Annotated in this window: 22 protein-coding genes; 9 read left to right on the forward strand and 13 right to left on the reverse strand. The window is 70.7% G+C overall.

The annotated features are described in order from the left end of the window. Positions 1 to 69: 69 nt before the first annotated feature. The 6 genes from ACBJ59_RS20815 to sucC are packed head-to-tail and all read right to left on the reverse strand — an operon-like array spanning position 70 to position 6956. On the reverse strand, positions 70 to 1605 hold the full coding sequence (locus ACBJ59_RS20815) for an aldehyde dehydrogenase family protein (protein WP_375111866.1): 1536 nt from the start codon (positions 1603 to 1605) through the stop codon (positions 70 to 72). A gap of 5 nt (positions 1606 to 1610) precedes the next feature. Next, the gene (gcl, locus tag ACBJ59_RS20820) at positions 1611 to 3332 is read right to left on the reverse strand and encodes a glyoxylate carboligase (RefSeq protein WP_375111867.1); all 1722 of its coding nucleotides are present in this window, start codon (positions 3330 to 3332) and stop codon (positions 1611 to 1613) included. Then, on the reverse strand, positions 3329 to 4189 hold the full coding sequence (locus tag ACBJ59_RS20825; protein WP_375111868.1) for an NAD(P)-dependent oxidoreductase: 861 nt from the start codon (positions 4187 to 4189) through the stop codon (positions 3329 to 3331). Before ACBJ59_RS20825 ends, gcl begins: the two co-directional genes overlap by 4 nt. Next, the gene (locus ACBJ59_RS20830; RefSeq protein WP_375111869.1) at positions 4186 to 4950 is read right to left on the reverse strand and encodes a hydroxypyruvate isomerase family protein; all 765 of its coding nucleotides are present in this window, start codon (positions 4948 to 4950) and stop codon (positions 4186 to 4188) included. The genes ACBJ59_RS20825 and ACBJ59_RS20830 overlap by 4 nt, the downstream gene beginning before the upstream one ends. Then, positions 4947 to 5822 carry a succinate--CoA ligase subunit alpha gene (gene sucD, locus ACBJ59_RS20835; protein ID WP_375111870.1) on the reverse strand — a complete coding sequence of 292 codons (876 nt, stop codon included), beginning with the start codon at positions 5820 to 5822 and terminating at the stop codon, positions 4947 to 4949. Before sucD ends, ACBJ59_RS20830 begins: the two co-directional genes overlap by 4 nt. Next, positions 5823 to 6956 (reverse strand): ADP-forming succinate--CoA ligase subunit beta, encoded by a 1134-nt coding sequence (gene sucC / locus ACBJ59_RS20840; protein ID WP_364123601.1) that lies wholly within the window; start codon positions 6954 to 6956, stop codon positions 5823 to 5825. It abuts the gene before it with no gap. A gap of 89 nt (positions 6957 to 7045) precedes the next feature. On the opposite strand from sucC, the gene ACBJ59_RS20845 reads away from it, so the two are divergent. From ACBJ59_RS20845 to ACBJ59_RS20855, 3 genes are all read left to right on the forward strand, one after another. After that, positions 7046 to 8410 (forward strand): hypothetical protein, encoded by a 1365-nt coding sequence (locus ACBJ59_RS20845; protein WP_375111871.1) that lies wholly within the window; start codon positions 7046 to 7048, stop codon positions 8408 to 8410. A gap of 124 nt (positions 8411 to 8534) precedes the next feature. Beyond that, positions 8535 to 9272 carry a GntR family transcriptional regulator gene (locus tag ACBJ59_RS20850; protein WP_375111872.1) on the forward strand — a complete coding sequence of 246 codons (738 nt, stop codon included), beginning with the start codon at positions 8535 to 8537 and terminating at the stop codon, positions 9270 to 9272. A gap of 80 nt (positions 9273 to 9352) precedes the next feature. Further along, positions 9353 to 9529: a hypothetical protein gene (locus ACBJ59_RS20855; protein ID WP_375111873.1), complete on the forward strand. Its 177-nt coding sequence runs from the start codon at positions 9353 to 9355 to the stop codon at positions 9527 to 9529. Positions 9530 to 9604: 75 nt separating this feature from the next. On the opposite strand, the gene ACBJ59_RS20860 is transcribed toward ACBJ59_RS20855, so the two are convergent. The 6 genes from ACBJ59_RS20860 to ACBJ59_RS20885 form a co-directional block, all read right to left on the reverse strand. Further along, a complete protein-coding gene (locus tag ACBJ59_RS20860; RefSeq protein ID WP_375111874.1) occupies positions 9605 to 10579 on the reverse strand; it encodes a TerC family protein in 975 nt (324 codons plus the stop codon). After that, positions 10576 to 11064: a hypothetical protein gene (locus tag ACBJ59_RS20865; RefSeq protein ID WP_364123591.1), complete on the reverse strand. Its 489-nt coding sequence runs from the start codon at positions 11062 to 11064 to the stop codon at positions 10576 to 10578. The genes ACBJ59_RS20860 and ACBJ59_RS20865 overlap by 4 nt, the downstream gene beginning before the upstream one ends. Then, the gene (locus tag ACBJ59_RS20870) at positions 11064 to 12470 is read right to left on the reverse strand and encodes an Nramp family divalent metal transporter (RefSeq protein ID WP_364123589.1); all 1407 of its coding nucleotides are present in this window, start codon (positions 12468 to 12470) and stop codon (positions 11064 to 11066) included. The genes ACBJ59_RS20865 and ACBJ59_RS20870 overlap by 1 nt, the downstream gene beginning before the upstream one ends. A 166-nt stretch (positions 12471 to 12636) precedes the next feature. Beyond that, the gene (locus ACBJ59_RS20875) at positions 12637 to 14751 is read right to left on the reverse strand and encodes an acetate--CoA ligase family protein (protein WP_375111875.1); all 2115 of its coding nucleotides are present in this window, start codon (positions 14749 to 14751) and stop codon (positions 12637 to 12639) included. Continuing rightward, positions 14751 to 15974, reverse strand: a complete 1224-nt coding sequence (frc, locus tag ACBJ59_RS20880) for a formyl-CoA transferase (protein ID WP_375111876.1) — start codon at positions 15972 to 15974, stop codon at positions 14751 to 14753. The genes ACBJ59_RS20875 and frc overlap by 1 nt, the downstream gene beginning before the upstream one ends. Before the next feature lie 12 nt (positions 15975 to 15986). Beyond that, entirely contained in the window at positions 15987 to 17660 is a 1674-nt protein-coding gene (locus ACBJ59_RS20885) for a thiamine pyrophosphate-binding protein (protein WP_375111877.1), read from the reverse strand. A 433-nt stretch (positions 17661 to 18093) separates the two neighbouring features. Here ACBJ59_RS20885 and ACBJ59_RS20890 point away from each other — a divergent pair, with 433 nt between their 5' ends. The 5 genes from ACBJ59_RS20890 (at position 18094) to ACBJ59_RS20910 (ending at position 22505) form a co-directional block, all read left to right on the forward strand. Next, positions 18094 to 19071, forward strand: coding sequence for a 2-dehydropantoate 2-reductase (locus ACBJ59_RS20890; RefSeq protein WP_375111878.1), 978 nt, complete (start codon positions 18094 to 18096; stop codon positions 19069 to 19071). A gap of 446 nt (positions 19072 to 19517) precedes the next feature. After that, entirely contained in the window at positions 19518 to 20459 is a 942-nt protein-coding gene (locus ACBJ59_RS20895; protein WP_375111879.1) for a metal ABC transporter substrate-binding protein, read from the forward strand. After that, complete coding sequence (locus tag ACBJ59_RS20900) at positions 20456 to 21247, forward strand: metal ABC transporter ATP-binding protein (protein WP_375111880.1); 792 nt, start codon at positions 20456 to 20458, stop codon at positions 21245 to 21247. The genes ACBJ59_RS20895 and ACBJ59_RS20900 overlap by 4 nt, the downstream gene beginning before the upstream one ends. Further along, a complete protein-coding gene (locus tag ACBJ59_RS20905; RefSeq protein ID WP_375111988.1) occupies positions 21247 to 22119 on the forward strand; it encodes a metal ABC transporter permease in 873 nt (290 codons plus the stop codon). Before ACBJ59_RS20900 ends, ACBJ59_RS20905 begins: the two co-directional genes overlap by 1 nt. After that, positions 22116 to 22505, forward strand: a complete 390-nt coding sequence (locus ACBJ59_RS20910; protein WP_375111881.1) for a Fur family transcriptional regulator — start codon at positions 22116 to 22118, stop codon at positions 22503 to 22505. The genes ACBJ59_RS20905 and ACBJ59_RS20910 overlap by 4 nt, the downstream gene beginning before the upstream one ends. 142 nt (positions 22506 to 22647) lie before the next feature. Here the strand turns inward: ACBJ59_RS20910 and ACBJ59_RS20915 are convergent, their stop codons facing one another. Next, positions 22648 to 23619 carry a DMT family transporter gene (locus ACBJ59_RS20915; protein WP_375111882.1) on the reverse strand — a complete coding sequence of 324 codons (972 nt, stop codon included), beginning with the start codon at positions 23617 to 23619 and terminating at the stop codon, positions 22648 to 22650. Positions 23620 to 23669: 50 nt separating this feature from the next. On the opposite strand from ACBJ59_RS20915, the gene ACBJ59_RS20920 reads away from it, so the two are divergent. Beyond that, positions 23670 to 24197 carry a CGNR zinc finger domain-containing protein gene (locus tag ACBJ59_RS20920; protein WP_375111989.1) on the forward strand — a complete coding sequence of 176 codons (528 nt, stop codon included), beginning with the start codon at positions 23670 to 23672 and terminating at the stop codon, positions 24195 to 24197. The last annotated feature ends 65 nt before the right edge of the window (positions 24198 to 24262 follow it).

Raw genomic sequence — 24262 nt, forward strand, 5'->3', positions numbered from 1 at the left:
ATCGCGGCGGGGAAGGGAGGAGAAGGACGGGTCAGGCGTGGTGACGCGCGGAACCGGGGTTCGGGGCGGTCAGGGCAGCAGCGTGTAGCTCGGGAAGTTGCCGGGCAGGCGTTCGGGCTCCTGGCCGGTGGTGGTGGCGCGGACGAGCAGCTCGCCGCCGACGAACGCGCCGCGCCACGACGCGCCCAGCCCGCCGAAGAGCTCCTCGCGGTCCCCGCGCGAGCGCGGCCTGTTGTGGCCCACCTTGAACGCCCGCACCTCGGGCGCCAGCCGGTGGAAGGTCTCCTCCTCGTCGCAGGACAGGGTCGCCACCAGGGCGCCGTTGCTGGCGTTCATGGCGGCCAGCAGCTCCGCCTCCGTGTCCACCAGCACGATCGTGTCCACCGGGCCGAACGGCTCGGCGTGGTGGAGGGGTGAGGAGGGCGGCGGGTTGAGGAGCGCGGTCGGGGCGAAGTACGCGGAAATATCCTGACCGGGCAGGAAATGTCCGGTGTCGAGGGACGCCCGGTGGACCGGCACGCCGCCCCTGGCCACGGCCTCGTCCACCTGGTCGGCCAGTTCCTTGGCCTTCGAGGCGTTGATCAGCGGGCCGAAGTCCAGCTCCGGCAGCGGGTCGTCCGGGTCCGCCACCGCCAGCGGGTGACCGAAGCGCAACGAGCCGACGGCTTCCAGGTAGGTCGCCAGGAACTCGTGGAACAGCGAGCGCTGCACGACGAAGCGCGGGTAGGCGGTGCAGCGCTGCTTGGCGTAGTCGAACGACGCACGGATCTGCCGGGCGAGCAGGTCCCAGTCCCCGTACTCCCACACGCCCCAGCAGTTGAGCCCCTCCTGCTCCAGCACGTGCCGGCGCCCGAGGTCGGCCACCGACGTCGCGACCTTCGCCCCGGCGCCCCGGCCGCCCACGAACGACACGCAGCCCAGCGACCGGCCGGCCACCAGCACCGGCGACAGCTCCGCCCCTCCCCCGCTGACCAGCGTGAACGGCAACCCTTCGCGGACCGCCAGCGCGCAGGCCAGGGTCAGGCAGGACAGCCCGCCGTCGGTGGGCGTCTTGGCGATCACCGCGTTGCCCGCCAGCGCCTGCACGAGCATGGCGTGCATGAGCACGCTCATCGGATAGTTCCAGCTCGCGATGTTGCTGACCGGGCCGGGCAGGGGCGTGCGCCCGGCCACCATGCGGTCGATCTCCTGGACGTACCAGCGCACGCCGTCCAGGCAGCGGTCCACGTCGGCGCAGGCCGTCTTCCACGGCTTGCCGATCTCCCAGACCAGCAGCAGGGCCAGCAGGTCCCGGTGGGCGGCCATGGACTCCACGGCCGCCGACACCATGGCCTTGCGCTCGGCCAGGGGCAGGTAGCGCCAGCGGTTGTGCTCCTCCACCGCGCCCGCCAGCGCCCGGCCGGCGCCGGCCCGGTCGAGCCGGGGCGGCCCCGCGATGGCGGTGCCGTCCAGCGGCGAGAAGCCGGGCACCGGACGCCCGTCGCGGTGCCAGATGCCGCCCCAGTGGTTCAGCACCCGGTCTTCGTGGAAGGCTTCGGGGGCCGCCGAGCAGCACTGCTCGTAGGCGTCCCGCCAGGACGTGCCCGGCTTGAGCCGCATGTCCATCCTCCTCAGTCCGACCAGTCGGCGGTGATGAGCTCGGGCAGCGGCTCGAACTCCTTGATCGATTCCAGCGAGGGCCCCATGGCGGCGTTCGCCTCGCGCTCCACCATCACCTCGACCAGCACCGGCAGCCGCTCGCGCGCCGCCTCGGCGCTCGCCCAGGCCAGCGCGTCGCGGATGTCGCCGGGCACCTCCACCCGGCGCGCCGGGCAGCCGAACGCCTCCATGGCCTTGACATGGTCGATGCCGCCCTCCCCGTAGTGCAGGTCGACGGCGTAGTTCATGCCGTACGGGAGCTCCGCCTGCCTGATGAGGCCCAGGTACTCGTTGTTGATCATGACGATGACGAACGGCACCCGGTACTGCGCCGCCACCGCCACCTCCTCCATCAGGAACTGGAAGGAGTAGTCGCCGACCACCGCCACGACCTGCCGCTCGGGATGGGCGAGCTTGACGCCCATGGCCGCCGGCACCTCCCAGCCCAGCGGCCCGGCCTGGCCGCAGACCAGGTAGCGGCGCGGCAGGTACGTCGTCTGGAACTGACCGGACCAGATCTGGTAGAGCCCGATGGCGGTGACGAACGTGGTGTCCCTGGGGAAATACTCGTTGATCTCCCTGAACACCCTGGGCGGCTTGATCGGCACGTCGTCGAAGTCGTCCCGGCGCACCAGGGTGCTGCGCAGCTCGCCGACCTTGCGCACCCACTTGCCCGGCTCGCGCGGCCCGCCCCGGCGGCGCGCCTCGTCGCGTAGCTCGGCGAGCACCGGCCGGGCGTGCCCGACGACCCCGAGGTCGGGCTCGAAGACCCGGCCGAGCTGCATGGGGTCGATGTCCACGTGCACGAACTTGCGCCCCCGGCGGTAGACGTCGAGGTCGCCGGTGTGCCGGTCGCCGAACCTGGCCCCCACGGCCAGCACCAGGTCGCTCTCCAGGAACGCGGCGTTGCCCCACCGCGTCTGCGTCTGGATCCCGGCCATCCCGGCGAACAGCGGGTGGTCCTCGGGGAAGGCGCCCTTGCCCATGAGCGTCACCTGCACCGGCACCTGGAGGTGCTCGGCCAGCGCGCGCAGCTCGTCGTACGCCTCCCCGATGATGACGCCGCCGCCGGCCAGGATGATCGGCCGCCTGGCCTCCTCCAGCAGGTCCATGGCCGCGCCCACGACCTTGGGCAGCGGCTTCGGCACCTCGACGGGCAGCGGCGCGTCCAGGTCGCGGTCGTACAGGCAGGTGCCGCGCTGGACGTCGACCGGCAGGTCGATGAGCACCGGACCCGGCCGCCCCGAGCGGGCGATCCGGAACGCCTCCCTGAACACCCACGGCGCCTGGGCGGGCTCCTTGAGCTGCACCGCCCACTTGGTCACCGGCTTGGCGATCTCCACGATGTCGACCGCCTGGAACGCCTCCTGGTGCAGCTTGGAGCTCACGGCCTGGCCGGTGACGCAGATCATCGGGATCGAGTCGGCCAGCGCGGTGTAGAGGCCGGTGATCATGTTCGTGCCGGCCGGGCCGGAGGTGCCGATGCAGACGCCGACGTTCCCGGTCACCCGGGCCCAGCCGTCGGCCGCGTGGGTGCCGCCCTCCTCGTGGCGCACGGTGATGTGCCGGATCGAGCTGTGCTGGAGCGCGGCGTAGAGCGGCAGGATGGCCGCGCCGGGGATGCCGAAGACCGTGTCCACGCCCTCCGACTCCAGCACCGCGACCACGGCCTCCATGCAAGGCACTCTTTTCATGCGTTCAGCCTTTCGATCACCTTCAGCAGGGCGGAGTGGTCGAGCGAGCCGTGGCCCTGCGCCCGGGCCGCGGCCACGAGCTGGGCGACCTGCCCGGTGAGCGGCAGGCTGACGCCGGCCTCGCGGGCGGCGGAGACGGCGATGCCCATGTCCTTGTGGTGCAGGTCGATGCGGAACCCGGGGGCGAACTCCCGCTTGACCATGGTGTGCCGCTTGAGCTCCAGGATCCGGGAGCCCGCCAGGCCGCCGGCGAGCACGTCGAGCCCGGCCACCGGGTCCACGCCCGACGCCTCCAGCAGCACGATCGCCTCCGACACCAGCCCGTAGATGCCGCCGACGACGAGCTGGTTGGCCGCCTTGACGGTCTGTCCGGAGCCCGCGGGGCCGACGTGCACGACGGTCGTGCCGAGCCGGCCGAGTACGGGTGCCGCCGCCTCGACGTCCTCGGCCGCCCCGCCCACCATGATCGACAGGGTGCCGTCGATCGCGCCGCGCTCGCCGCCGCTGACGGGGGCGTCCAGGGCGCGTACGCCGACGGCCGCCGCCTGCCGGGCCACCCAGCGGGAGGTCTCGGGCTTGATGGTGCTCATGTCGATGTAGAGCAGGTTCGGCTTGCCGTACTCGATGACGAGCGGCGCCACCTCCTCCACCTGCGGCGAGTCCGGCAGCATCGTGATGACGACGTCCGCGCCGGCGACCGCGTCCACCACGCTCGGGGCGCCCTTGCCGCCCAGTCCGGCGAGCTGCTCGACCCGCGCGGCGCTCACGTCATATCCGGTCACGACATGTCCGGACTTGAGGAGATTGGCCGCCATCGGGCTGCCCATGATCCCCAAGCCGACGAACCCGATGTTCATCCCTGCCTCCAGTCGAACGCGCCCGGCCCCTCGTGCCGGTACTCCAGGCCGACGTGGCCGCGGTAGCCCGCCGCCTCCAGCCGCGCGAAGATCTCGGGGTACGGCATCCGCCCGCTCCCCGGCCCGCCCCTCCCGGGGTCGTCGGCGACCTGCACGTGCCCGAAGCGGGCCGTGTGCCGGTCGATGAGCGCGAGGACGTCCTCGCCCATCCGGTGCAGGTGGTACAGGTCGGCCAGGAAGGCCACGTTGTCCCGCTCCACCTGGTCGATCAGCTCGAACGCCGCCCCCGCCGACGTGATCGGATATTTCGGGTTCTCGTGGGAGTTGAGGGCTTCGACCACCACGGTCGCGCCGATGCCGGCCGCCGCGTCGGCCGCCCTGCGCAGGTTCGCCACGGCCAGGTCCCGGACGGTGCCGGGGCCGTTGCCGTACAGGGCGTTGAGCACCGTGCAGCCCAGCTCGCCCGCCAGCCGCACCGCGGGCTCGATGTTGGCCTGGAACCGGGCCGAGCCGTCCGGCCTGGCCAGCAGGCCGCGCTCGCCCGCCGCCATGTCGCCGGCGTCGAAGTTGAGCCCGACCAGGCGCACCCCGGCCTCCTCGATGGCCTGCCGCAGGTCCGCGAGCTGCGCGCTCGTGGGCTCCGGCGTGTCGAACGGCCACCACAGCTCGACGGCGTCGAACCCGGCCTTCGCCGCCGCGGCCGGGCGCTCCAGCAGCGGCAGGTCGGTCAGCAGAATGGACAGGTTGACGTCGAATTTCACCGCGTCAGCTCCGAACGCATGAGGCGGGCCGTCTCCGAGGGAGTGCGCCCGACGCGGACCCCGACCGCCTCCAGGGCCTCCTTCTTGGCCTGGGCGGTCCCGGACGAGCCGGACACGATCGCGCCCGCGTGCCCCATCGTCTTGCCCTCCGGCGCGGTGAACCCGGCCACGTACGCGACCACGGGCTTGGTGACGTTCGCGGCGATGTAGGCCGCGGCCCGCTCCTCCGCGTCGCCGCCGATCTCGCCGATCATCACGATGGCGTCGGTGCCCGGGTCGTCCTGGAAGGCCCGCAGGCAGTCGATGTGCGTGGTCCCGACGACGGGGTCGCCGCCGATGCCGACGGCGGTGGAGAAGCCGAGGTCGCGCAGCTCGTACATGAGCTGGTACGTCAGCGTCCCCGACTTCGAGACCAGCCCGATGCGCCCGGCCGAGGTGATGTCGGCGGGGATGATCCCGGCCGAGGACTGGCCGGGGCTGATCAGGCCGGGGCAGTTCGGGCCGATGATCCGGGTCCGGCCGTTCGCCAGGGCGCGGAAGCGTACGGCGTCGTGCACGGGGACGCCCTCGGTGATCACCACGCACAGCGGCACCCCGGCCTCGACGGCCTCCTCCACCGCCGAGGCGGTGAACCGCGGCGGCACGAAGATCACCGACACGTCGGCCCCGGTCCCGGACACCGCGTCGGCCACCGAGCCGAACACCGGCACCGAGCGCTCCCCGAAGTCCACCGACCGGCCGCCCTTGCCGGGCGTCACCCCGGCCACGACGTCGGTCCCGGCGGCGAGCATGCGGGCCGTGTGCCGGGTGCCCTCCGCGCCCGTCATGCCCTGGACGAGAACCCGGCTGTCCTTGGTCAGAAAGATCGCCATTTACGCACCTGCCGCGAGTCTGGCCGCCATCTCGGCGGCGCCGTCCATGGTGGAGACCTGGCGGACCGCCGGGTGCCTGGCGTCGCTGAGGATGCGCCGGCCCACCTCGGCGTTGTTGCCGTCCAGCCGCACGACGATGGGCCTGCCGTGGCCCCGCTCGCCGAGGAGTTCGAGTGCCGTGACGATGCCGTTCGCCACCGCGTCGCAGGCCGTGATGCCGCCGAAGACGTTGACCAGCACCGACCGTACGTCGGGGTCGGCCAGGATGATCTCCAGCCCGTCGGCCATGACCTGGGCGGAGGCCCCGCCGCCGATGTCCAGGAAGTTGGCGGGGTCGGCGCCGGCCCCCGCGACCACGTCGAGCGTGCTCATGACCAGCCCCGCGCCGTTGCCGATCACGCCGACCTTGCCGTCCAGCTTGACGTAGTTCAAACCCTTGGCCCTGGCCCTGGCCTCCAGGCTCTCGGACCGTTCCCCGTAGTCCTCCCAGGAGTGGCGGAAGGCGGAGTTGTCGTCGAGGGTCACCTTGCCGTCGAGCGCCATGATCCGCTGGTCGGTGGTGCAGATCAGCGGGTTCACCTCGACCAGCAGGGCGTCCTCCGCGACCAGCACCTTCCACAGTCGCTCCAGCACCTCGGCCGCCTGCTCGGGCAGCCCGGCCTTGGCGGCCAGCAGCCGGGCGGTGTCGGCGTCCACGCCCGCCACGGGGTCGATCGGCAGTTTCACGAGGGCGTCGGGGTCGGTGGCCGCGAGCTCCTCGATCTCCATGCCGCCCTGGGCCGACACCATCGCCAGGAACCCACCCTCGGCCCGGTCCACCAGGAAGGCCGCGTAGTACTCCTCGAACGGCACCGTCGCGGCCTCCACCAGCACGCGGTGCGCGATGTGCCCCTTGATGTCCATCCCGATGACGCGATCGGCCTCCGCCTCGGCCGCGACCGGTCCCGCCGCCGGTCTGATCCCGCCTGCCTTGCCCCGTCCACCGGTCTTCACCTGGGCCTTGATGACTACGGGCGCGTTCAGCTCGGCCGCGATCGCGCGGGCCTCGGCCGGCGTGGCCGCGACCCCGCCTGCGGGAACCGGGATCCCGTGACGCCCGAAGAGCTCCTTCGCCTGGTACTCGTACAGGTCCATTCGAGCCTCCTTTGTAGACGGTATACCGTATGGAGTATCCTTCGTAAAGGGTCTCGACAGCGGACTGTCTTCTGGATATTCCATACAGTATGGAGAATGCAGTTAAGGATTGGCGCGGGCGCTCGTACCGTCCCGGCCCCGTTCCCGCAGACCGCACCCGGATGTTCTGGCTGGCCCTGGCCGCGATGGCGGCGATCGGCCCGCTCCAGTACGGCTACGCCGCGCTGCTCGCCAAGGAGGCGGCCGGCCTGACACTGCTCGCCGTCTGGATCGCCTGCCAGGCCGCGGGCGCCCTGCCCGCCCTCCACCTCGTCCGCCGCGGGCGGCTGACCGTGCGCGCCTGCCTGGCCGCCGGCGCCGCGCTGAGCGGCCTCGGCCTCGCCACGGCGGCCCTCGCCGGTCCCGCCCTCGCGGCGACCGCCCTCACCGGCCCCGGCCTGGCCGCGCTCGCCGGCTACGCGCTGCTCGGCGGGCTGGGGGCGGGGCTGGTCTACGGGGTGTGCGGCGAGGTCGTCGCCTCCTGGTATCCGGAACGGCCCGCCGCCCGGGTCGGGCTGATCACCGGCGCCTTCGGGTACGGCGCGGTGCCCCTGCTGGTCTGGACCGGGATCGCCCCGGGCGCCACGACCGCCGCCTTCCTGGTCGCCGCCGTCCTGGCGGTGGCCGTCATCGGCACGGCGGCCCGGTGGCTGCGCCTGCCCCCGGCCCTGTGGTGGCCCGGCGACGTGGACCCGCGCACGCACGCCCTGGACGCGGCCCGGCTGCGGACGAGCCCGGAGGCGGTCAAGCAGTTCGGGCTCGCCCAGGCCATGCGCACGCGCACGCTGCCGGCACTCGCCCTGCTGCTGACCTGCGCGGGCGCCGTGTCGGTCTTCGACGTGATCGTGGTGGCGGGCACGGGGACGTGGGGCGCGCTGGCCCTGCTGGTGGCGCTGAACGGGGCCGGCCGGTCGGTGGCCATGCGGGCGGCGGAGCTGTTCGGCCGCAGGCGGGTGCTGGCCACCGTCTTCGGCGCGCTCGCCCTGGGGCAGATCCTGCTGGCCGTGGCCGTCCAGAACGCCGGCGCGCTCGCCCGGACGGCTCCCGGCACGGCGGCCGGGGACGCCCTGGCGGCGGCGGGCGGGAGCGCGCTGGGGGCCTCCGCGCAAGGAGCGGTGGTCGGGAGTGCGCTGCTGTGGCTGGGGGTCGTCGCGGCCGGGCTGGGCGGGGGCGCGTTCTACCCCCTGCTCGCCAGCCTCGTACGCGAGCTCTTCGGCACCGAGCGGGCCACCGAAATCCACGCGGTCGTCTACAGCGCCAAGGCCGTCGCCGGAGTGGTCGCCGTCGCCCTGGCCCTCACGGCCCTGACCGCGCCCGGCGCCGCCCTCCTCGCGGCCGCCGCGCTGGCGGCCCTGCCCGCCCTGGCCACCCCGCGCCTGCGCATCCCCGGCCTGCCCGCCACCATCCCCCTATGACGCCCCCTATGACGCCTGCGACCAGGCGACGCGCTGTGATGAGACTCACGGGCGTGGCTAACCCCTACACGGTATGCTGTAGGCAGTCGACCAAAAACTTTAACGCACTCCTGGAGACGTGACCATGCTGGTGTCGGATCAGGCCGGTCAGGCGGCGGCCGCCAAGATTCCCCGCCCTGCCACGCTCAGGGAGAGCGTGATCGAGGCTATCCAAGAGCTCATCGTCTCCGGTCAGCTCAAGCCCGGCCAGCACCTCGTGGAGAGCGAGCTGGCCGAGCTGCTCGGGGTCTCCCGGCAGCCGGTCCGCGAGGCGCTGCAGCAGCTCAGCGGCGAGGGCTGGGTCGACCTCCACCCGGGGCAGGGCGCGTTCGTGCACGTCCCGACGCTGGAGGAGGCCGACCAGCTGCTCGCCGTCCGCACGCTGCTGGAGACCGAGTCCGCCCGGCTCGCCGCGCAGCACGCGGGCGAGGACGGCGTGAAGCGGCTGCGCGCCCTGTGCGCCCGCGGGATCGCCTCGGTGCAGTCCGACGACGTCGACGGCGCCGTGGCGACCAACTCGGAGCTGCACGCCCTGGTGACCGCCCTGTCGGGCAACAGGGTCCTGGCCGAGCTGGCCGCCCAGGTGGCCAGGCGGGTGCGGTGGTACCACACGCCGGTGGCCCGCCAGCGCGGCATGGCCTCGTGGGACGAGCACACGTCGCTGATCGACGCCATCGAGGCCGGCGACGAGCGGCGGGCGGCGAAGATCATGCGGGAGCACACCGAGCACACCCGTGCCTCCTACATGGAGCAGCGGGAGAGCGAGCCGGTGGAGCCGGCGCCCAAGCCCGTCCGCCGGCGCCGCCCCCGCCAGCTGGGTTGACCTGGCGTTCACAGAAGACCACATGCTCCGAAACACCTCGGGTAGAGGCTGGGAGCAGTACGGATTGGAGGTGCATGACAATGAAGGCGTTCATCCGCTTTCTCCTTGGTGATCCCATGGGCCAGGCAGCAGACGGCCGAGCCATCGGGATCGGCCTGAGCGCAGCGCTCAGAAAGCACTACTCCGCCGATGAGGTGGACAGCTACCTGCGCCGCTGGAGCGCGGAGCACGACGTGCGCAAGAGCCCTCGCCACTGAGCCAGGGCATGCCGCTGAGCCGCGGCAGGGGGGCGGCCACCCGTAAGCAGCCTCCGCCCCCGCGCGCGGCCCGATTCAGCGGTCCACGGGTTCCGGCTCCACCACCTTCGACTTGGCGTCGCGAGCCGACTTGATCAGGCTGAGCACCGTGGTGACGGCGAGAGTGCCGAGGATGACCCCGAGAGACACCATGATCGGGATCTCCGGCGCCCACGACACCCCGTCATGGTGCAGGGCCTCGAGAATCAGCTTCACGCCGATGAAGGCGAGCACCACCGACAGGCCCTTGCTGAGATAGACGAGCCGGTCGAGCAGCCCGCCGATCAGGAAGAAGAGCTGCCGCAGCCCCATGAGGGCGAAGGCGTTGGCGGTGAAGACCAGGTAGGGCTCCTTGGTGAGGCCGAAGATGGCCGGGATGGAGTCCAGCGCGAACAGCAGGTCGGTGGTCCCGATCGCGACCATCACGATCAGCATCGGGGTGACCATCCTGCGCCCGTGATGCACGGTGAGCCGGGCGCCGTGATAGGTGTCCGTCGTGGGGAGCACCCGGCGAACCGTGCGCAGGGCGAGGTTCTCGGAGAACTCCGCCTCCTCGTCCTCGTGCCCGATCAGCTTCCACGCGGTGTAGACGAGGAAGGCGCCGAACACGTAGAAGAGCCAGTCGAACCTGGCCACGGCCTCCGCGCCGGCCGCGATGAAGCCGCCGCGCATGATCAGCGCCAGGATGATGCCGATGAGCAGGACCTTCTGGCGGTACTGCCGCGGCACCTGGAACCTGCTCATGATCAGCAGGAAGACGAAGAGGTTGTCCACGCTGAGCGAGTACTCGGTGATCCACCCGGCGAAGAACTCCCCTCCGTGCGCGGGGCCGGAGAACACGAGCAGGCCGACGCCGAAGGCCACGGCCAGGCTCACGTAGAACGACACCCAGCCCACGCACTCCTTGAAGGAGGGCTCGTGGGGGTTGCGGGCGACGAGCCAGAAGTCGAAAGCGAGCACGAGACAGAAGCCGCCGATCGTGGCCAGCCAGATCCACAAGGGCAGATTCACTTACGTGCTCCCTTCCTCGTCTGCACCATCTGTGCGTACCGGATGTACTGGGCGAGCAGGTCCTTGGCGATCGGGTTGTCGCCGGCCCGGCGGACCAGCCAGTGCGGCATGAGCCGCTCGTGCAGCCAGACGAAGCCGATCGCGAAGCCGAGGCTGACCATCGCCTGGTACGCCAGGAACAGCGGGATGCCGTCGGCCATGCCGACCCCGGCCACGCTCTCCTGCATGAGCCGGGAGACCGGGAAGGCCGCCATCCAGTACAGGCCGACGGGCCCGAACGTGCCGGGCCGGAACACGCCGTGGCCGAGGAGCACGCCGTACAGGCCGCCGAAGAGGGCGAGCGGTGCGGCGAGCGCCAGGGCCGACAGCGCGGCCATCCCGGTGGGCTGCCCCGCGAGCAGGGTCAACCCACCGGCCATGGCACCGGCGACGGCTCCGATCGACGCCCCGGGCAGGGCGAGTTCGAGGCTGTGCCGTCCTCCCATCAGCCCACGACCACGCCGTAGGCGAACAGGCTGTAGAAGAGCATTCCGAGGTAGAACACCGCACCGAACCCGATGATCACGTTGGTCCACCACTTGGGCCTGATCGGTTTGGGCAGCATGCGGTTGTTCACCAGGAGCAGCGTCACGCAGTACGCGCCCATGGCGAACGTGGACAGGAACGCCAGCGTGTCCAGGATCCCGCTGGGACCGTCGGCCGGGCCGAACAGCAGGATCAGGATCCCGAAGAGGATCACGCCCCAGAGGAAGATCCCGTACAGGCGCGACATGCCCAGCTTCTTCGCCCCGCGGACGAAGTTGAAGGTCATGTCAGCCTGACCCCGGGAGAAGGAGTCGAACAGGCCCAGCGTCGCGTTCAGGCCGATCAGCGCGATGAACCCGAGGAACACGACCCCGAGAACCGAGCTGCCCGCCGAGGAGACGGCGTCGGCCATCGCGGACAGCGCCACCTCCCGGTCGTCGCCCTGAATGGCCGTCCGGACGTCCGGGTTCTGCCGCACCGCCGACTGGGCGATCACCGTGAAGGAGATCGTGACCAGCATGGTGATGCCCCAGAACAGCAGCAGCGCGTCGAAAGTGACCCAGCGCCGCCACCCTCTCCACTTGGCCATCTCCGCCGGGTCCTCGGTGTCGAACATGAACCCGCGGGAGGGCATCTCCTCTTCCTCGCCCGCGTGCCGCAGCCCGCGCACCTTCGGGATGTGCACGCCCATGCCGGCCCCGGAGTCGCGCAGGTGCAGCGTGTACCACATCTGCTGCATGCCCGACGGTCCGGCGAACGCGCACGCCCCCACGATGACGGGGAACCAGGCGGCCGACATGGCCTCCGCCGGCAGGTAGCCGAAGGAGAACATGCCGCTGATCGTGGTGACCACGTCTCCCCAGGAGCCCACCATGGCCGCGACCACGGCCGTGCCGAGCACGAGCGCGCCGATGAGCAGCGACAGCACGTTCTCGAGCAGGTTGTAGATCACCTTGGCCAGGGTGAAGACCACGCCGACGAGGATCAACCCGGCGACCGCGGTCACCACCCAGGGTATTCCGGTGATCTCCTCGAACGCCGCCGCTCCCGCCGACAGGTGTCCCGGCCAGATGTAGACGGCGATCGCCACGATGAAGAAGAACCACATCAGTGGCTTGAACACCCTGGCCGCGCCGGAGAAGATGCTCTCCCCCGTGGCCATGGCGTACCGGGCCATCTCCAGCATCACCACGGCCTGCAGGGTGACGCCGATCAGGAACAGCCATCTGATCTCGGGCCCGAACAGCAGCACCAGCCTGGGCCACATGTACGACTCGCCCATGCCCACGCCCAGCGCGACGAGGAAGACCGTCGGCCCGAGAATGTGCACCGAGGGAGGTGCGTCGGGGAGCTTCCTGATGGGCATCGGCTCAAGCCGGCCCGCTTTCCATACTCGTTCATCCTCGACCGGCGGCGTGGCCGTCGCCGGTGGTGTGTTCGATGTGTCCACCTACGGACCTCCTGGGGGGTTGTTGCCTTCCTCGTGCGCCCCGAATTAAGCCCCCTCGCCTGGCGCTGCTGTGGCTCGGCTCTTAGCCCAGCAGCCCGGCCGCCCTGGCCCAGCGGTACTTCGCACCGAGGACCGCCACGGGCTTCTCTGTCGTGTACGGGTACGCGACCACGCCGTGCTCGAACAGGTACTCGCTGGCCTCCTCAACCTCGGTGTCGCCGGCGAGCGATGCCACCACCGGCTTGACGTTGCCCTTCGCCCGCTCCTCCGCCACCACACGCGCGATGAGCTCGGCGAATACCATCGGCGGCGTCACGATCGTGTGCCAGTAGCCCAGGACCAGCGCGTGGATGCGCTCGTCGGCCAGGCCGAGGCGGACCGTGTTCTCGTAGGTCGAGGGGGGTTCGCCGCCGGTGATGTCGATGGGATTGCCCGCCGCGCCGAACGGCGGGATGTAGGCGCGGAATGCCGCGTCCAGGTCGTCCGGGATGTCCATGAGGGTCAGCCCGGCGTCCACGATGGCGTCGGAGAGCAGCACGCCCGAGCCGCCGGCACCGGTGATGATGACGACGTTCTCGCCCTTGGGCGCGGGCAGGATCGGCAGCGCGCGGGCGTACTCGAGCATGTCGTTGAGCCCCGGCGCGCGCACGACGCCCGCCTGGCGCAGGATGTCGTCGTACACCTTGTCGTCGCCGGCCAGCGCCCCGGTGTGCGAGCCGGCGGCCCGCGCGCCCATGGCGGTGCGCCCGGCCTTGAGCACGATGACCGGCTTCTCCTTGACCACCCGGCGGGCGGCCTCGACGAAGCCGCGCCCGTCCTTGAGATCCTCCAGGTGCATGGCCACGGCCTTGGTGTTGTCGTCCTGCTCGAAGAAGGTGAGCAGGTCGTCCTCGTCCACGTCGGCCTTGTTGCCGACGCCGACGATGGCCGAGACGCCCATCTTGGTCGTGCGGCTGAAGCCCAGGATGGCCATGCCGATGCCGCCGCTCTGCGAGGTCAGCGCCACGCTGCCCTTGACGTCGTACGGCGTGCAGAACGTCGCGCAGAGGTTCTCCGGCGTGTAGTAGTAGCCGTAGATGTTCGGGCCGAGCATGCGCACGCCGTGCCTGCGGGCGATCTCGACGATCTCCTTCTGGCCCTCGACGTTCCCGGTCTCGGCGAACCCGGACGGGATCATGACCGCGCCCGCCACGCCCTTCTCGCCGACCTCCTCCAGCGCCGGCGCCACGAACTTGGCCGGGATCGCGAACACGGCCACGTCCACGTCGCCGGGCACGTCCCCGATGCTCTTGTACGCCGTCAGCCCCATGATCTCGTCGGCCTTCGGGTTGATCGGGAAGATCTGCCCCCGGTAGCCGCCGTTGATGAGGTTCTTCATGACCGAGTTGCCGATCTTGCCGGACTCGGCCGAGGCGCCGATCACGGCGACCGAGCGCGGCTTGAAGATCCGCGTCATCTGCCGCAGGATCTCCTCGCGCGACAGCCGGACGACCTCGGGCTGCGGCTCGCCGATGAGGATGCGCACGTCGGCGGCGACCGCCCCGTTCGCGTCGGCGAAGACCGGGTTGAGGTCGATCTCGACGATCTCGGGGATGTCGGTGACGAGCCGGCCTACGCGCTCGATCAGGGCCGCGAGCGCGTCCCTGTTGGCGGGCTCGGCGCCCCGTACACCGCGCAGAATCTCGGCCGCTTTGATGTCGTCCAGCATCCCAAGCGCATCATCACCCGAAACCGGGGCAAGCCGGAAGGTCACGTCCTTAAGTACTTCAACTAGGACACCGCCCAGACCGAAGGCGATGATCTTGCCGAAGGTGGGGTCGGTGACCGCGCCCACGATAACCTCGTGGCCGCCGCCGACGAGCTGCTGCACCTGGATGCCGTCGATCTTCGCGTCGGGGTTGTAGGCGCGGGCGTTGGCCAGGATCGTGTCGTACCCCTCCCGCACCTCTTCGACGGTCTTCAGGCCGACCAGCACGCCGCCGGCGTCCGTCTTGTGCAGGATGTCGGGCGAGACGATCTTCAGCACGACCGGGAGCCCGATCTCCCCGGCCAGCCGCGCGGCCTCGTCGGCCGAGGTGGCCAGGCCCTCGCCCGGGGTGGCGATGCCGTACGCCTGGCACAGCTCGCGGCCCTCGGGAGCCGTCAGGGCGGTGCGCCCTTCGGCGAGCGCCTTCTCGATGACTTCCCTGGCGGCCACTAGATGACTCCGTTCGTCTTGAGTTCGTTCAGCTCGTCCGCGCTCACGCCGAGCTCGCCGTAGATCTCCTGGTTGTGCTCGCCGAGCAGCGGCGGGGTGCGGACGTCCACCGGCGAGTCGGACAGATGCAGCGGGCTGCCGACGGTCACGAACTCGCCGCGCTCCGGGTGCTCCACCGAGACGACGATGCCCTCCTCGCGCAGGCTCTCGTCCTCCACCAGCTCCTTGGTGGACAGGATCGGCCCGCACGGGATGTTCTCGGCGTTCAGCCGGTCGAGCACCGACCACTTGTCGTGCCGGATCGTCCACTCCTCGATGAGCTGGAACATCTTGTCCAGCTTGGACAGCCGGGCCTCCGGCGTCGCCCACTCGGGGTCCTCGGCCAGCTCGGGCCGGCCGATGATGTTCGCGATCGGCTTCCAGCCGACCGGCTGGACGATGACGTAGATGTAGTCGTTCGGCCCGCCGGGGGCGCAGCGCACCGCCCAGCCGGGCTGGCCGCCGCCGCTGGCGTTGCCCGAGCGCGGCACCTCGTCGTTGAACGTCTTGTTGGGGTATTCACGCAGCGGCCCGTGCGCCAGGCGCTGCTGGTCGCGCAGCTTGACGCGGCACAGGTTCAGCACGGCGTGCTGCATGGCCACCTGTACGCGCTGCCCGCGGCCGGTCTGGTTGCGCTGGAAGAGGGCCGCCAGGATGCCGGCCACCGCGTGGATGCCGGTGCCCGAGTCGCCGATCTGGGCGCCGGTCGCCAGCGGCGGTCCCTCCTCGAAGCCCGTGGTGCTCATCGAGCCGCCCATGGCCTGGGCGATCACCTCGTATGCCTTGAACTTGGCGTACCGGCCCTGGCCGAAGCCCTTGATCGAGGCGTAGACGAGGCGGGGGTTGAGCTCCTGGAGGCGTTCCCAGGGGAAGCCCATGCGGTCGACCGCGCCGGGGCCGAAGTTCTCCACGAGGACGTCTGCGCTCTTCACCAGCTCGGTGAAGATCTCCTTGCCGCGCTCGCTCTTCATGTTGAGGGTGATGCTGCGCTTGTTGCAGTTGAGCATCGTGAAGTAGAGGCTGTCGACATCGGGCACGTCGCGGAGCTGTTGCCGGGTGATGTCGCCGGTGGGGGCCTCAAGCTTGACCACGTCGGCGCCCAGCCAGGCGAGCAGCTGGGTGGCCGACGGGCCGGACTGGACATGGGTCATGTCGAGGACGCGGACACCTTCGAGAGCCTTCATGTCGGAGTTCCCCTACTTGTACATGGTCTGGTTCATGGTTCCGGGGGCGTAGACCTCTGGGTCGACCCAGACGTTGATCAGCGAGGGTTTGCCGGACTGCCGGGCTCGCTCCAGCGCGGGGCGGATCTCGGCCGGGTCGCGCACCTCCTCGCCGTAGCCGCCGAGGAGCTTGGCGAACTCCCCGTAGCGGATGTCGCCGAGGGTGTTGCCGACGCGGGCGCGCTCCTCGCCGTACTTGGCGGCCTGGCCGTACCTGATCTGGTTCATCGAGGAGTTGTTGCCGATGACGCCGATGAACGGCAGGTCGAAGCGGACCATCGTCTCGAAGTCCCAGCCGGTGAGGCTGAAGGCGCCGTCACCGAACAGGCACAGCACCTCCTTGTCGCGCCGGGCCTGCTTGGCGGCCATCGCGAAGGCCATGCCGACGCCGAGCGTGCCGAGCGGCCCGGGGTCCATCCAGTGGCCGGGGGACTTGGGCTGCACGACCTGCCCGGAGAAGGTGACGATGTCGCCGCCGTCGCCGATGTAGATGGTGTCCTCGGTGAGGAACTCGTTGATCTCGTGGACCAGGCGGTAGGGGTCGATGGGCTGGGCGCCGGAGAGCTGGCGGGGCAGGCGCTTCTCGTACGCCTGGGTCTCGACGGCGCGCAGCTCCTCCAGCCACTCCTTGCGCCGGGCCGCGCCGTTCTCGATGCGGCCGCTCGCGGCCTGGGCCACCGCCGAGAGGATGAGGCCGGCGTCGCCCACGATCCCCAGGTCGATGTCCCGGTTCTTCCCGACAGTGCGGTAGTCGAGGTCGATCTGGACGACCTTGGCGGTCGGCGACAGGCGCTTGCCGTAGCCCATCCGGAAGTCGAACGGGGTGCCGACGATGATGATGAGGTCGGCCTCGGTGAAGGCGTACCTGCGGCTGAGCTGGAAGTGGTGCGGGTCGGCGGGCGGGAGCGTGCCGCGGCCCGAGCCGTTCATGTACGCCGGCACGTTCAGGGACCTGACGAAGTCGATGGCCGCGTCGGTCGCCCGGCACGTCCAGACCTGGCTGCCGAGCAGGATGCACGGCTTCTCGGCGTGCGCCAGCAGGTCCGCCAGCCGCTCGATGGCCTCGGGGTCGCCCTGCTGGCGGGTCGAAGCGCGGTAGTGGCCCGGCGCGGGGATGCGGGCCTTCTCCACCGGCACCTTCGCGTCGAGCACGTCACGCGGGATCTCCAGGAACGCCGGCCCGGGTGCCCCGTGGTAGCACTCCCGGAAGGCCATCGACACGATGTCGGCCACCCGTTCCGTGCTGGGCACCGTCGCGGCGAACTTGGTGATCGGGGTCATCATGTCCACGTGCGGCAGGTCCTGCAGCGAGCCCATCTTGTGCTGGCTCAGCGCGCCCTGGCCGCCGATGAGCAACATCGGGCTCTCCGCGCGGAAGGCGTTGGCCACGCCGGTTACCGCGTCGGTCGTGCCCGGCCCGGCGGTGACCACGGCGCAGCCGGGCTTGCCGGTGATGCGCGCGTAGCCGTCCGCGGCGTGCGCGGCCACCTGCTCGTGGCGTACGTCGATGACCTCGATGCCCTCATCGACGCAGCCGTCGTAGATATCGATGATGTGGCCACCGCAGAGCGTGTAGATCACGTCCACGCCCTCGGCCTTCAGTGCCTTGGCTACGAGATGACCACCCGAGATCGTTTCGGACATCATGCCACCCTTTCCCGGCGACGAAGCTCTCTGTCTTCCGCATACTGCATACCGTATGAACGCAATGGTTACTCCCTCTCGTTGGGCCTGTCTAGCCCCCCGGCGCTATCTCGATCAGCTCAGTGGGAAGTCGATCAGCTCGATCCGCTCCCCGGCCCACCCCCGGCGGCACGACCGCCGGCGCGTCCACCTCCACCGGGATGGCCCGCGCGGAGCCCCATGGCATCGCTTCCATCTCCGGCACAAGCCGCAAAACGGTCACAAGGACACTCCTTGACCCGCGTTTTTCCATACTGTATACCGAATGCACCGGCGGGTCTCGTCCAGCGACTCGCCGCAAGCACCGGGGCCCCGTATTTACGGCGGTTCGCATCACGCGGCCGCCGCAGCTACGGGGCCCCGTGCTTACAACCCGACGCGAGAACGGAGCGCGAGCATGAAGGTCGCTGTTCTTGGCGCCGGCGCCATCGGCGCATACGTGGGGGCCGCCCTCCACAGGGCGGGAGCCGAGGTGCACCTCATCGCGAGAGGCCAGCATCTCCAGGCGATACGCAGTGCCGGTGTGCGGGTGCTCACCCCCAGGGGCGATTTCACCGCCCATCCCCATGCCACCGACGACCCCACCCAGGTCGGACCGGTGGACCACATCTTCCTGGGCCTCAAGGCGAACAGCTACGCCTCCGCGGGCCCCATGATCAAGCCGCTCCTGCACGAGACCACGAGCATCATCGCCGCGCAGAACGGCATTCCGTGGTGGTACTTCCACGGACTCAAGGGCCCGTACGAGGGCTACCGCATCGAGAGCGTCGACCCGGAGGGCGCGGTGACGTCCGCACTGCCCCTGCACCGCGCGATCGGATGCGTCGTCTACGCCGCCACCGAGATCGAGGAACCGGGCGTGATCCGCCACCTCGAAGGCACCCGCTTCTCCATCGGCGAGCCCAACGGCGAGCTGACCGAGCGGTGCGCCGAGTTCAGCCAGGCCGCCGTCGCGGGCGGGCTGAAGTGCCCGGTGGAGCGCGACCTCCGCCGGGACGTCTGGATCAAACTCATGGGAAACATCGCCTTCAACCCGATCAGCGCGCTGGCCAGGGCGACGATGGCCGGGATCTGCCGCCACGACGGCACCAGGGAACTGGTCGTGGCCATGATGAGAGAGACGGTGGACGTGGCCAGGCGGGTGGGCTGCGATCCGGGGATCTCCATCGAGCGCCGCCTGCGGGGCGCGGAGAAGGCGGGCGAGCACAAGACGTCCACACTCCAGGACCTGGAGAAGGGCAAACCGCTGGAGCTCGACGTGCTGCTGGCCGCGGTCGTCGAGCTGGCCGACCTCACCGGCGCCGAGGTGCCGACGCTGCGCGCGATCCACGCGGTGAGCGACCTGCTGAGCGAGAACGTTGTCCGGGCGGGCTAGCTGGAATACCGTATACCGAATGGAGGGATCATGAGCCACGACCGCCTGGATCTGAGATGCCGCGGCGCCGAGCCGCCAGAAGAGCAGCGCGCGGCCGTCGACGACCTGCGCGGGAACCCCGCACCTTCTCCACCACCTCCTCCCGCGGCGTCTGCGGCAAGGCGTCGCCGCAGGCCATACGCACGGTGGCTCACCGGAGCGGGGGTGACGGCGACTCGATGAGCGTCCACACCGGCGGACGGCGGCTGCGCTCATGGGAAACCGCGGGCGAGAGCGCGGGTGAAAGCGTCACCTCGGGCGTCGGCAACGGCTCTGCCGGCGCACGATCACCGGGGTGATGACGGGATGCCGCACGGCGCGCCTGGCCCCCAGCCGCCGTCGGCATCCCACTGCGCGCCCTTGGTGCGTTTTGACAACCATTTTCATTTTGGCGCATACTGACTCACATGATGTCAGGATTTTCCCGGTCGTGTGCTGTCGGTCTACTGGCCACAGCGTCCCTGCTCACCGCCACTGCTTGCGGCTCCGGCACCGCGCAGACCGCCACTCCGGCTGCGGGCGCGAAGCCCGAGGTGGTCGCGGCCTTCTACCCGCTGCAGTGGCTGAGCGAGCAGGTCGGGGGATCCGACGCGCAGGTGAAGGTGCTGACCGCGCCCGGCGTCGAGCCGCACGACCTGGAGCTGGGCATCCAGCAGGTGACGGAGATCAAGAACGCCGCGCTCACCGTCTACATCAAGGGCGTCCAGCCGGCCGTGGACGACGCCGTGGACCCGGAGAAGAGCTTCGACGCCGCCACCGCCGTCACCACCCTGCCCGCCGGCGAGCCCGCCGAGGAGGAACACGCGGAAGGTGAGGAGGAGCACGGCCACGAGGAGGTCTCGTACGACCCGCACCTCTGGCTCGACCCCTCACGCCTGGCCACCGTCGCCACCAAGCTCGGCGAGCGCCTGGCCACGGCCGACCCCGCGCACGCCCAGGGCTACAAGGACCGCGCCGCCAAGACGGCCGCCACGCTCGGCACGCTCGACCAGGAGCTCACCCAGGGCCTGACCACCTGCAAGACGAAGACGCTGGTCACGGCACATGAGGCGTTCGGCTACCTGGCCGACCGTTACAAGCTCAAGCAGGTCGGCATCACGCTCGACCCGGAGACCGAGCCGTCCCCCGCCCGCCTGTCGGAGGTCGCCAAGCTGGCCAAGGCCGAGGGCGTCACTACGATCTTCACCGAGTCCCTGGTCAGCCCGAAGGTGGCCGAGGTGCTCGCGAGCCAGGTCGGCGCCAAGACCGCCGTGCTGGACCCGCTGGAAAGCAAGCCCTCGGGCGATTACCTGTCCGCCATGCGCGATAACCTCAAAACCCTACAAACAGCACTGGGGTGTACGGCATGAACGAAACGGCCTTCGCGATGACCGACGGCCGGGTCTCCTTCGACGGCAAGCCCGTCCTTCGAGGGATCGACCTGACCGTCTGTCCCGGGGAGGTCGTCGCCCTCCTGGGCGCCAACGGGTCGGGCAAGTCGACGCTGGTCCGCACGTTGCTCGGTCTCACGCCGCTGACCAGCGGCAAGACCCTGGTGTACGGCACCCCGCCGGGCAGGTTCCGCGACTGGTGGCGCATCGGCTACGTGCCGCAGCGGCTCCAGGTCGGCGGCGGCGTGCCCGCGACCGTGCGCGAGGTCGTCGCCTCGGGCCGGATCGCCCGGCAGAGCAGGCTGCGCAGGACCAGCGCGGCCGACAAGGCGGCCGTGGCCGCCGCGCTGGAGGCCGTCAAGCTGGCCGACCGCGCCAACGACCCCGTCCAGTCGCTGTCAGGGGGGCAGCAGCAGCGGGTGCTCATCGCCCGCGCGCTGGCCGGGGAGCCGGACACGTACGTGATGGACGAGCCCACCGCGGGCGTCGACGCCGAGACCCAGCGGCTGCTGGCCGACACAATGGCCGGGCTCGTCCTCGCCGGCAAGACCGTGGTGCTCGTGGCACACGAGCTGGGTCCGCTGGAGCCGATCATCACGCGCGGCGTGGTGATCCGCGAGGGTCGCGTCGCCCACGACGGCCGGCCGCCGCGCCCCGAGGGCGACTGCGCCCGGCCGGGACACGAGCACCAGCACCCGCACGCCCCGGAGCATGTCGCCGGGCCCGTCGTGGGCCCGCTCACCGGGTGGCAGGGGGAACCAAGGTGATCTTCGAACTTCTGCAGGAAGAGCTCTTCCAGCTCGCGCTGATCGCGGCGCTGCTGGTGGGCCTGTGCGCGCCCGCGGTCGGCACGTTCATCGTGCAGCGCCGGCTGGCGCTCCTGGGCGACGGCATCGGGCACGTGGCGCTGACCGGCGTGGCCCTGGGCTTCCTGACCGGCACCACGCCCGTGCTGACCGCCGTCCTCGTGTCCATCGCCGGCGCGGTGGCCATCGAGCTGGTCAGGGCACGCGGGCGCACCAGCGGCGACGTGGCCCTGGCGCTGCTGTTCTACGGGGGGATCGCGGGCGGCGTCATGCTCATGGGCATCGCGCCCGGCGGGAGCAACGCCAAGCTGAACTCCTACCTGTTCGGCGCCATCGCCAGCGTCACGCCCCAGGACATCTGGGTCATCGCCGCGCTGGCCGTCCTCGTGATCGCGGTCGTCGTGATCTTCGGCAGGGAGCTGTTCGTGCTCTGCCAGGACGAGGAGATGGCCAGGGCCAGCGGCCTGCCGGTGCGCTTCCTGAGCCTGCTCATCGCCGTCACGGCGGCGCTCACCGTGGTCATCGCCATGCGGGTGGTGGGCCTGCTGCTGGTCAGCGCGCTGATGGTGATCCCGGTGGCCACCAGCCAGCAGCTCACGCGCGGGTTCCGTACCACGATGGGGCTGGCCATGCTGTTCGGCGTGCTCGCCTCCGTGGGCGGGCTGCTCGCCTCCACGTACTCCGCCAAGGTCCCGCCGGGGGCCGCGATCGTGCTTCTTGCGCTCGCCGGCTTCGTCCTGGCGCTCGGTGTCGGTAAATTCGTACGGCGAGGCCGTACCCAGGAGTCGACAATGAGCGAGCGACCAACGCTGCGCGTCGAGGAGGTCGCATGACGACAAGGCGCGATGCCGTGCACGACACCCTGCGCAGGAGCGAGGGTTTCCGCAGCGCGCAGGACGTCTATGCCGAGATGCGCCTGCACGGGGCGAAGATCGGTCTGACGACCGTCTACCGCGCGTTGCAGGCGCTGGCCGACGGGGGCCAGGTCGACGTCCTGCGCACCGACGACGGCGAGTCCGTCTACCGGGCGTGCGCGACCGACACCCACCACCACCACCTGGTGTGCCGCCGCTGCGGCCGCACCGTGGAGGTGGCCGGCCCGGCCGTCGAGCGGTGGGCCGAGATGGTGGGCAGCGAGCACGGCTTCACCGAGATCACCCACACGGTCGAGGTCTTCGGCACCTGCTCATCCTGCTCGACCTCGGCCAAGACCGGCTGAGACCGGCCAAGGGCCGCCCAGCGGGCACGCCGGGGACGGGGAGGGCGCCTCACATCGCTCGCAGACCGAGGCGACCTGTGGACGGCGGGGCCGCCCGCCCCCGCCCTCTCCCCCATCCAAACCCCACCGCCACCTCCACCTCCTACTGCCGCGGCCGCATGCCCTCCGCGGAGACCGCGGGGAGACCCGCCGGGGCGACGTCCACCGGAGGCTGGGCGCGCCGGGAACCGTACAGGACACCCAGCACGATCACCGCGCACCCGGCGAACTGCAACACCGACGGACGCTCCCCGAGCCCCAACGCGGAGATCGCCACCGTCGTCATGGGCTGGATCAGCAGCAGCAGCGCGGTGAGCGCGGCCGGCTGGCGCGGCAGCGTGAACGTGATCAACGACCACCCCAGCACCTGCGGCCCGAGCGCGAGCACCACCAGCCACCCGTGCTCCGGCCGGCTCGGTACGAAGTCCGCGCCCCCGAACAGCGGGCTGAGCAGCGCGATGGCCAGCGTGGCCACCACGGTCGCGTGCGCCAGCGGCCCCGCGGCCCGGTCGGACCCGCCCTTCATCAGCAGCAGGAACGCCGCGTAGGAGATGGACGTCGCCACCCCCGCCAGCACCCCCATCATGGGATCGCTGCCGTAGGCGGCGCTGTCGAACACTCCGGAGATCAGCACGACCCCGGCGAACACGACCGGCGTACTGATCATCAACCGGTTGGACGGCCGCTCCCTGAACAGCCCCCAGGCGGCGAACGCCACGATGAACACCTGCAGGTTGCCCAGCACGGTCGCCAGCCCGGCGCCGACGTAGTCGATGGCGTGGTGCCAGAACAGCAGGTCGAGGGCGAACACCACGCCCGCCGCCCAGGCCGTCAGAAGCCCCTTGCGCGGCAGCGGCCCGAGCCTGCGCCGCTCCAGCCAGGCGAGGAGCAGCATCGGCGGCACCGCGTACGCACAGCGGAACAACGCCGACGTCGCAGGCGATACATCTGAAAGCCTGACCAATGGAGCGGAGGTGGAGATGATGAGCGCACCGATGATCGCGATCAGCACGATACGGCGATGTGCGCTCACGGAAACCCCCCGACCCCCATGCAAGAGATACGCTGCGACCACGCTAGAACCCGGCCCGGACAGGAGTCAACATGCCGTTTGGCCATGACATGGTGCATTCATTGGCCACCGTTGTCGAGCTGGTCAACACCTCGCCGTCAACCGGCGGCGAAGAGGGCCTGCCGGGCCTGTCCGACTTGCAGGCTTTCGTGGAATCCCGCCAGGTCAGCGGCATCGGCACGCTCACGGCCCGCGACCTGGGGCAGGTGCGGATGGTGCGGGAGGCGTTCCACCGCGTCTTCACGGCCCCGGACCAGCCGACGGCCGTACGCACCTTGAACGCGCTGCTGGCGGAGACACGGATCACGCCCCGCCTGACGGAACACGACGGACACCCGCTGCATGTGCACTATTTCGCGACGGACGCGACGCTGGCGGAGCACCTGGCGGCGGATTGCGGGGTGGCCCTGGCCCACCTGCTGGTGGAGGGGGAGGCGGAGCGCCTGCGCACCTGCTCGGCCCCCGACTGCGACCGGGTGTTCGTGGACGAGTCCCGCAACCGCTCCCGGGTTTACTGCGACAGCCGTACGTGTGGGAACCGCATGCACGTAGCCGCCTACCGCGCCCGCCGCCGCGCCTGACCAGACCTCCACCCCGGGAGCCACAAGCAAGGACCAACGCCGGGGGCCGGCCGAACTCCTGGGAC

Origin of the sequence: Nonomuraea sp. MTCD27 (assembly GCF_041950495.1) — a bacterium.
GTDB lineage: Bacteria > Actinomycetota > Actinomycetes > Streptosporangiales > Streptosporangiaceae > Nonomuraea.

Excerpts from the sequence above, each read along its gene's own strand:
- ACBJ59_RS20815 (WP_375111866.1), bottom strand. The coding sequence starts at position 1,605 with ATGGACATGCGGCTCAAGCCGGGCACGTCCTGGCGGGACGCCTACGAG.
- gcl (WP_375111867.1), bottom strand. The coding sequence starts at position 3,332 with ATGAAAAGAGTGCCTTGCATGGAGGCCGTGGTCGCGGTGCTGGAGTCG.
- ACBJ59_RS20825 (WP_375111868.1), bottom strand. The coding sequence starts at position 4,189 with ATGAACATCGGGTTCGTCGGCTTGGGGATCATGGGCAGCCCGATGGCG.
- sucD (WP_375111870.1), bottom strand. The coding sequence starts at position 5,822 with ATGGCGATCTTTCTGACCAAGGACAGCCGGGTTCTCGTCCAGGGCATG.
- sucC (WP_364123601.1), bottom strand. The coding sequence starts at position 6,956 with ATGGACCTGTACGAGTACCAGGCGAAGGAGCTCTTCGGGCGTCACGGG.
- ACBJ59_RS20845 (WP_375111871.1), top strand. The coding sequence starts at position 7,046 with ATGGAGAATGCAGTTAAGGATTGGCGCGGGCGCTCGTACCGTCCCGGC.
- ACBJ59_RS20850 (WP_375111872.1), top strand. The coding sequence starts at position 8,535 with ATGCTGGTGTCGGATCAGGCCGGTCAGGCGGCGGCCGCCAAGATTCCC.
- ACBJ59_RS20855 (WP_375111873.1), top strand. The coding sequence starts at position 9,353 with ATGAAGGCGTTCATCCGCTTTCTCCTTGGTGATCCCATGGGCCAGGCA.
- ACBJ59_RS20865 (WP_364123591.1), bottom strand. The coding sequence starts at position 11,064 with ATGGGAGGACGGCACAGCCTCGAACTCGCCCTGCCCGGGGCGTCGATC.
- ACBJ59_RS20870 (WP_364123589.1), bottom strand. The coding sequence starts at position 12,470 with ATGCCCATCAGGAAGCTCCCCGACGCACCTCCCTCGGTGCACATTCTC.
- frc (WP_375111876.1), bottom strand. The coding sequence starts at position 15,974 with ATGAAGGCTCTCGAAGGTGTCCGCGTCCTCGACATGACCCATGTCCAG.
- ACBJ59_RS20885 (WP_375111877.1), bottom strand. The coding sequence starts at position 17,660 with ATGATGTCCGAAACGATCTCGGGTGGTCATCTCGTAGCCAAGGCACTG.
- ACBJ59_RS20890 (WP_375111878.1), top strand. The coding sequence starts at position 18,094 with ATGAAGGTCGCTGTTCTTGGCGCCGGCGCCATCGGCGCATACGTGGGG.
- ACBJ59_RS20895 (WP_375111879.1), top strand. The coding sequence starts at position 19,518 with ATGATGTCAGGATTTTCCCGGTCGTGTGCTGTCGGTCTACTGGCCACA.
- ACBJ59_RS20900 (WP_375111880.1), top strand. The coding sequence starts at position 20,456 with ATGAACGAAACGGCCTTCGCGATGACCGACGGCCGGGTCTCCTTCGAC.
- ACBJ59_RS20910 (WP_375111881.1), top strand. The coding sequence starts at position 22,116 with ATGACGACAAGGCGCGATGCCGTGCACGACACCCTGCGCAGGAGCGAG.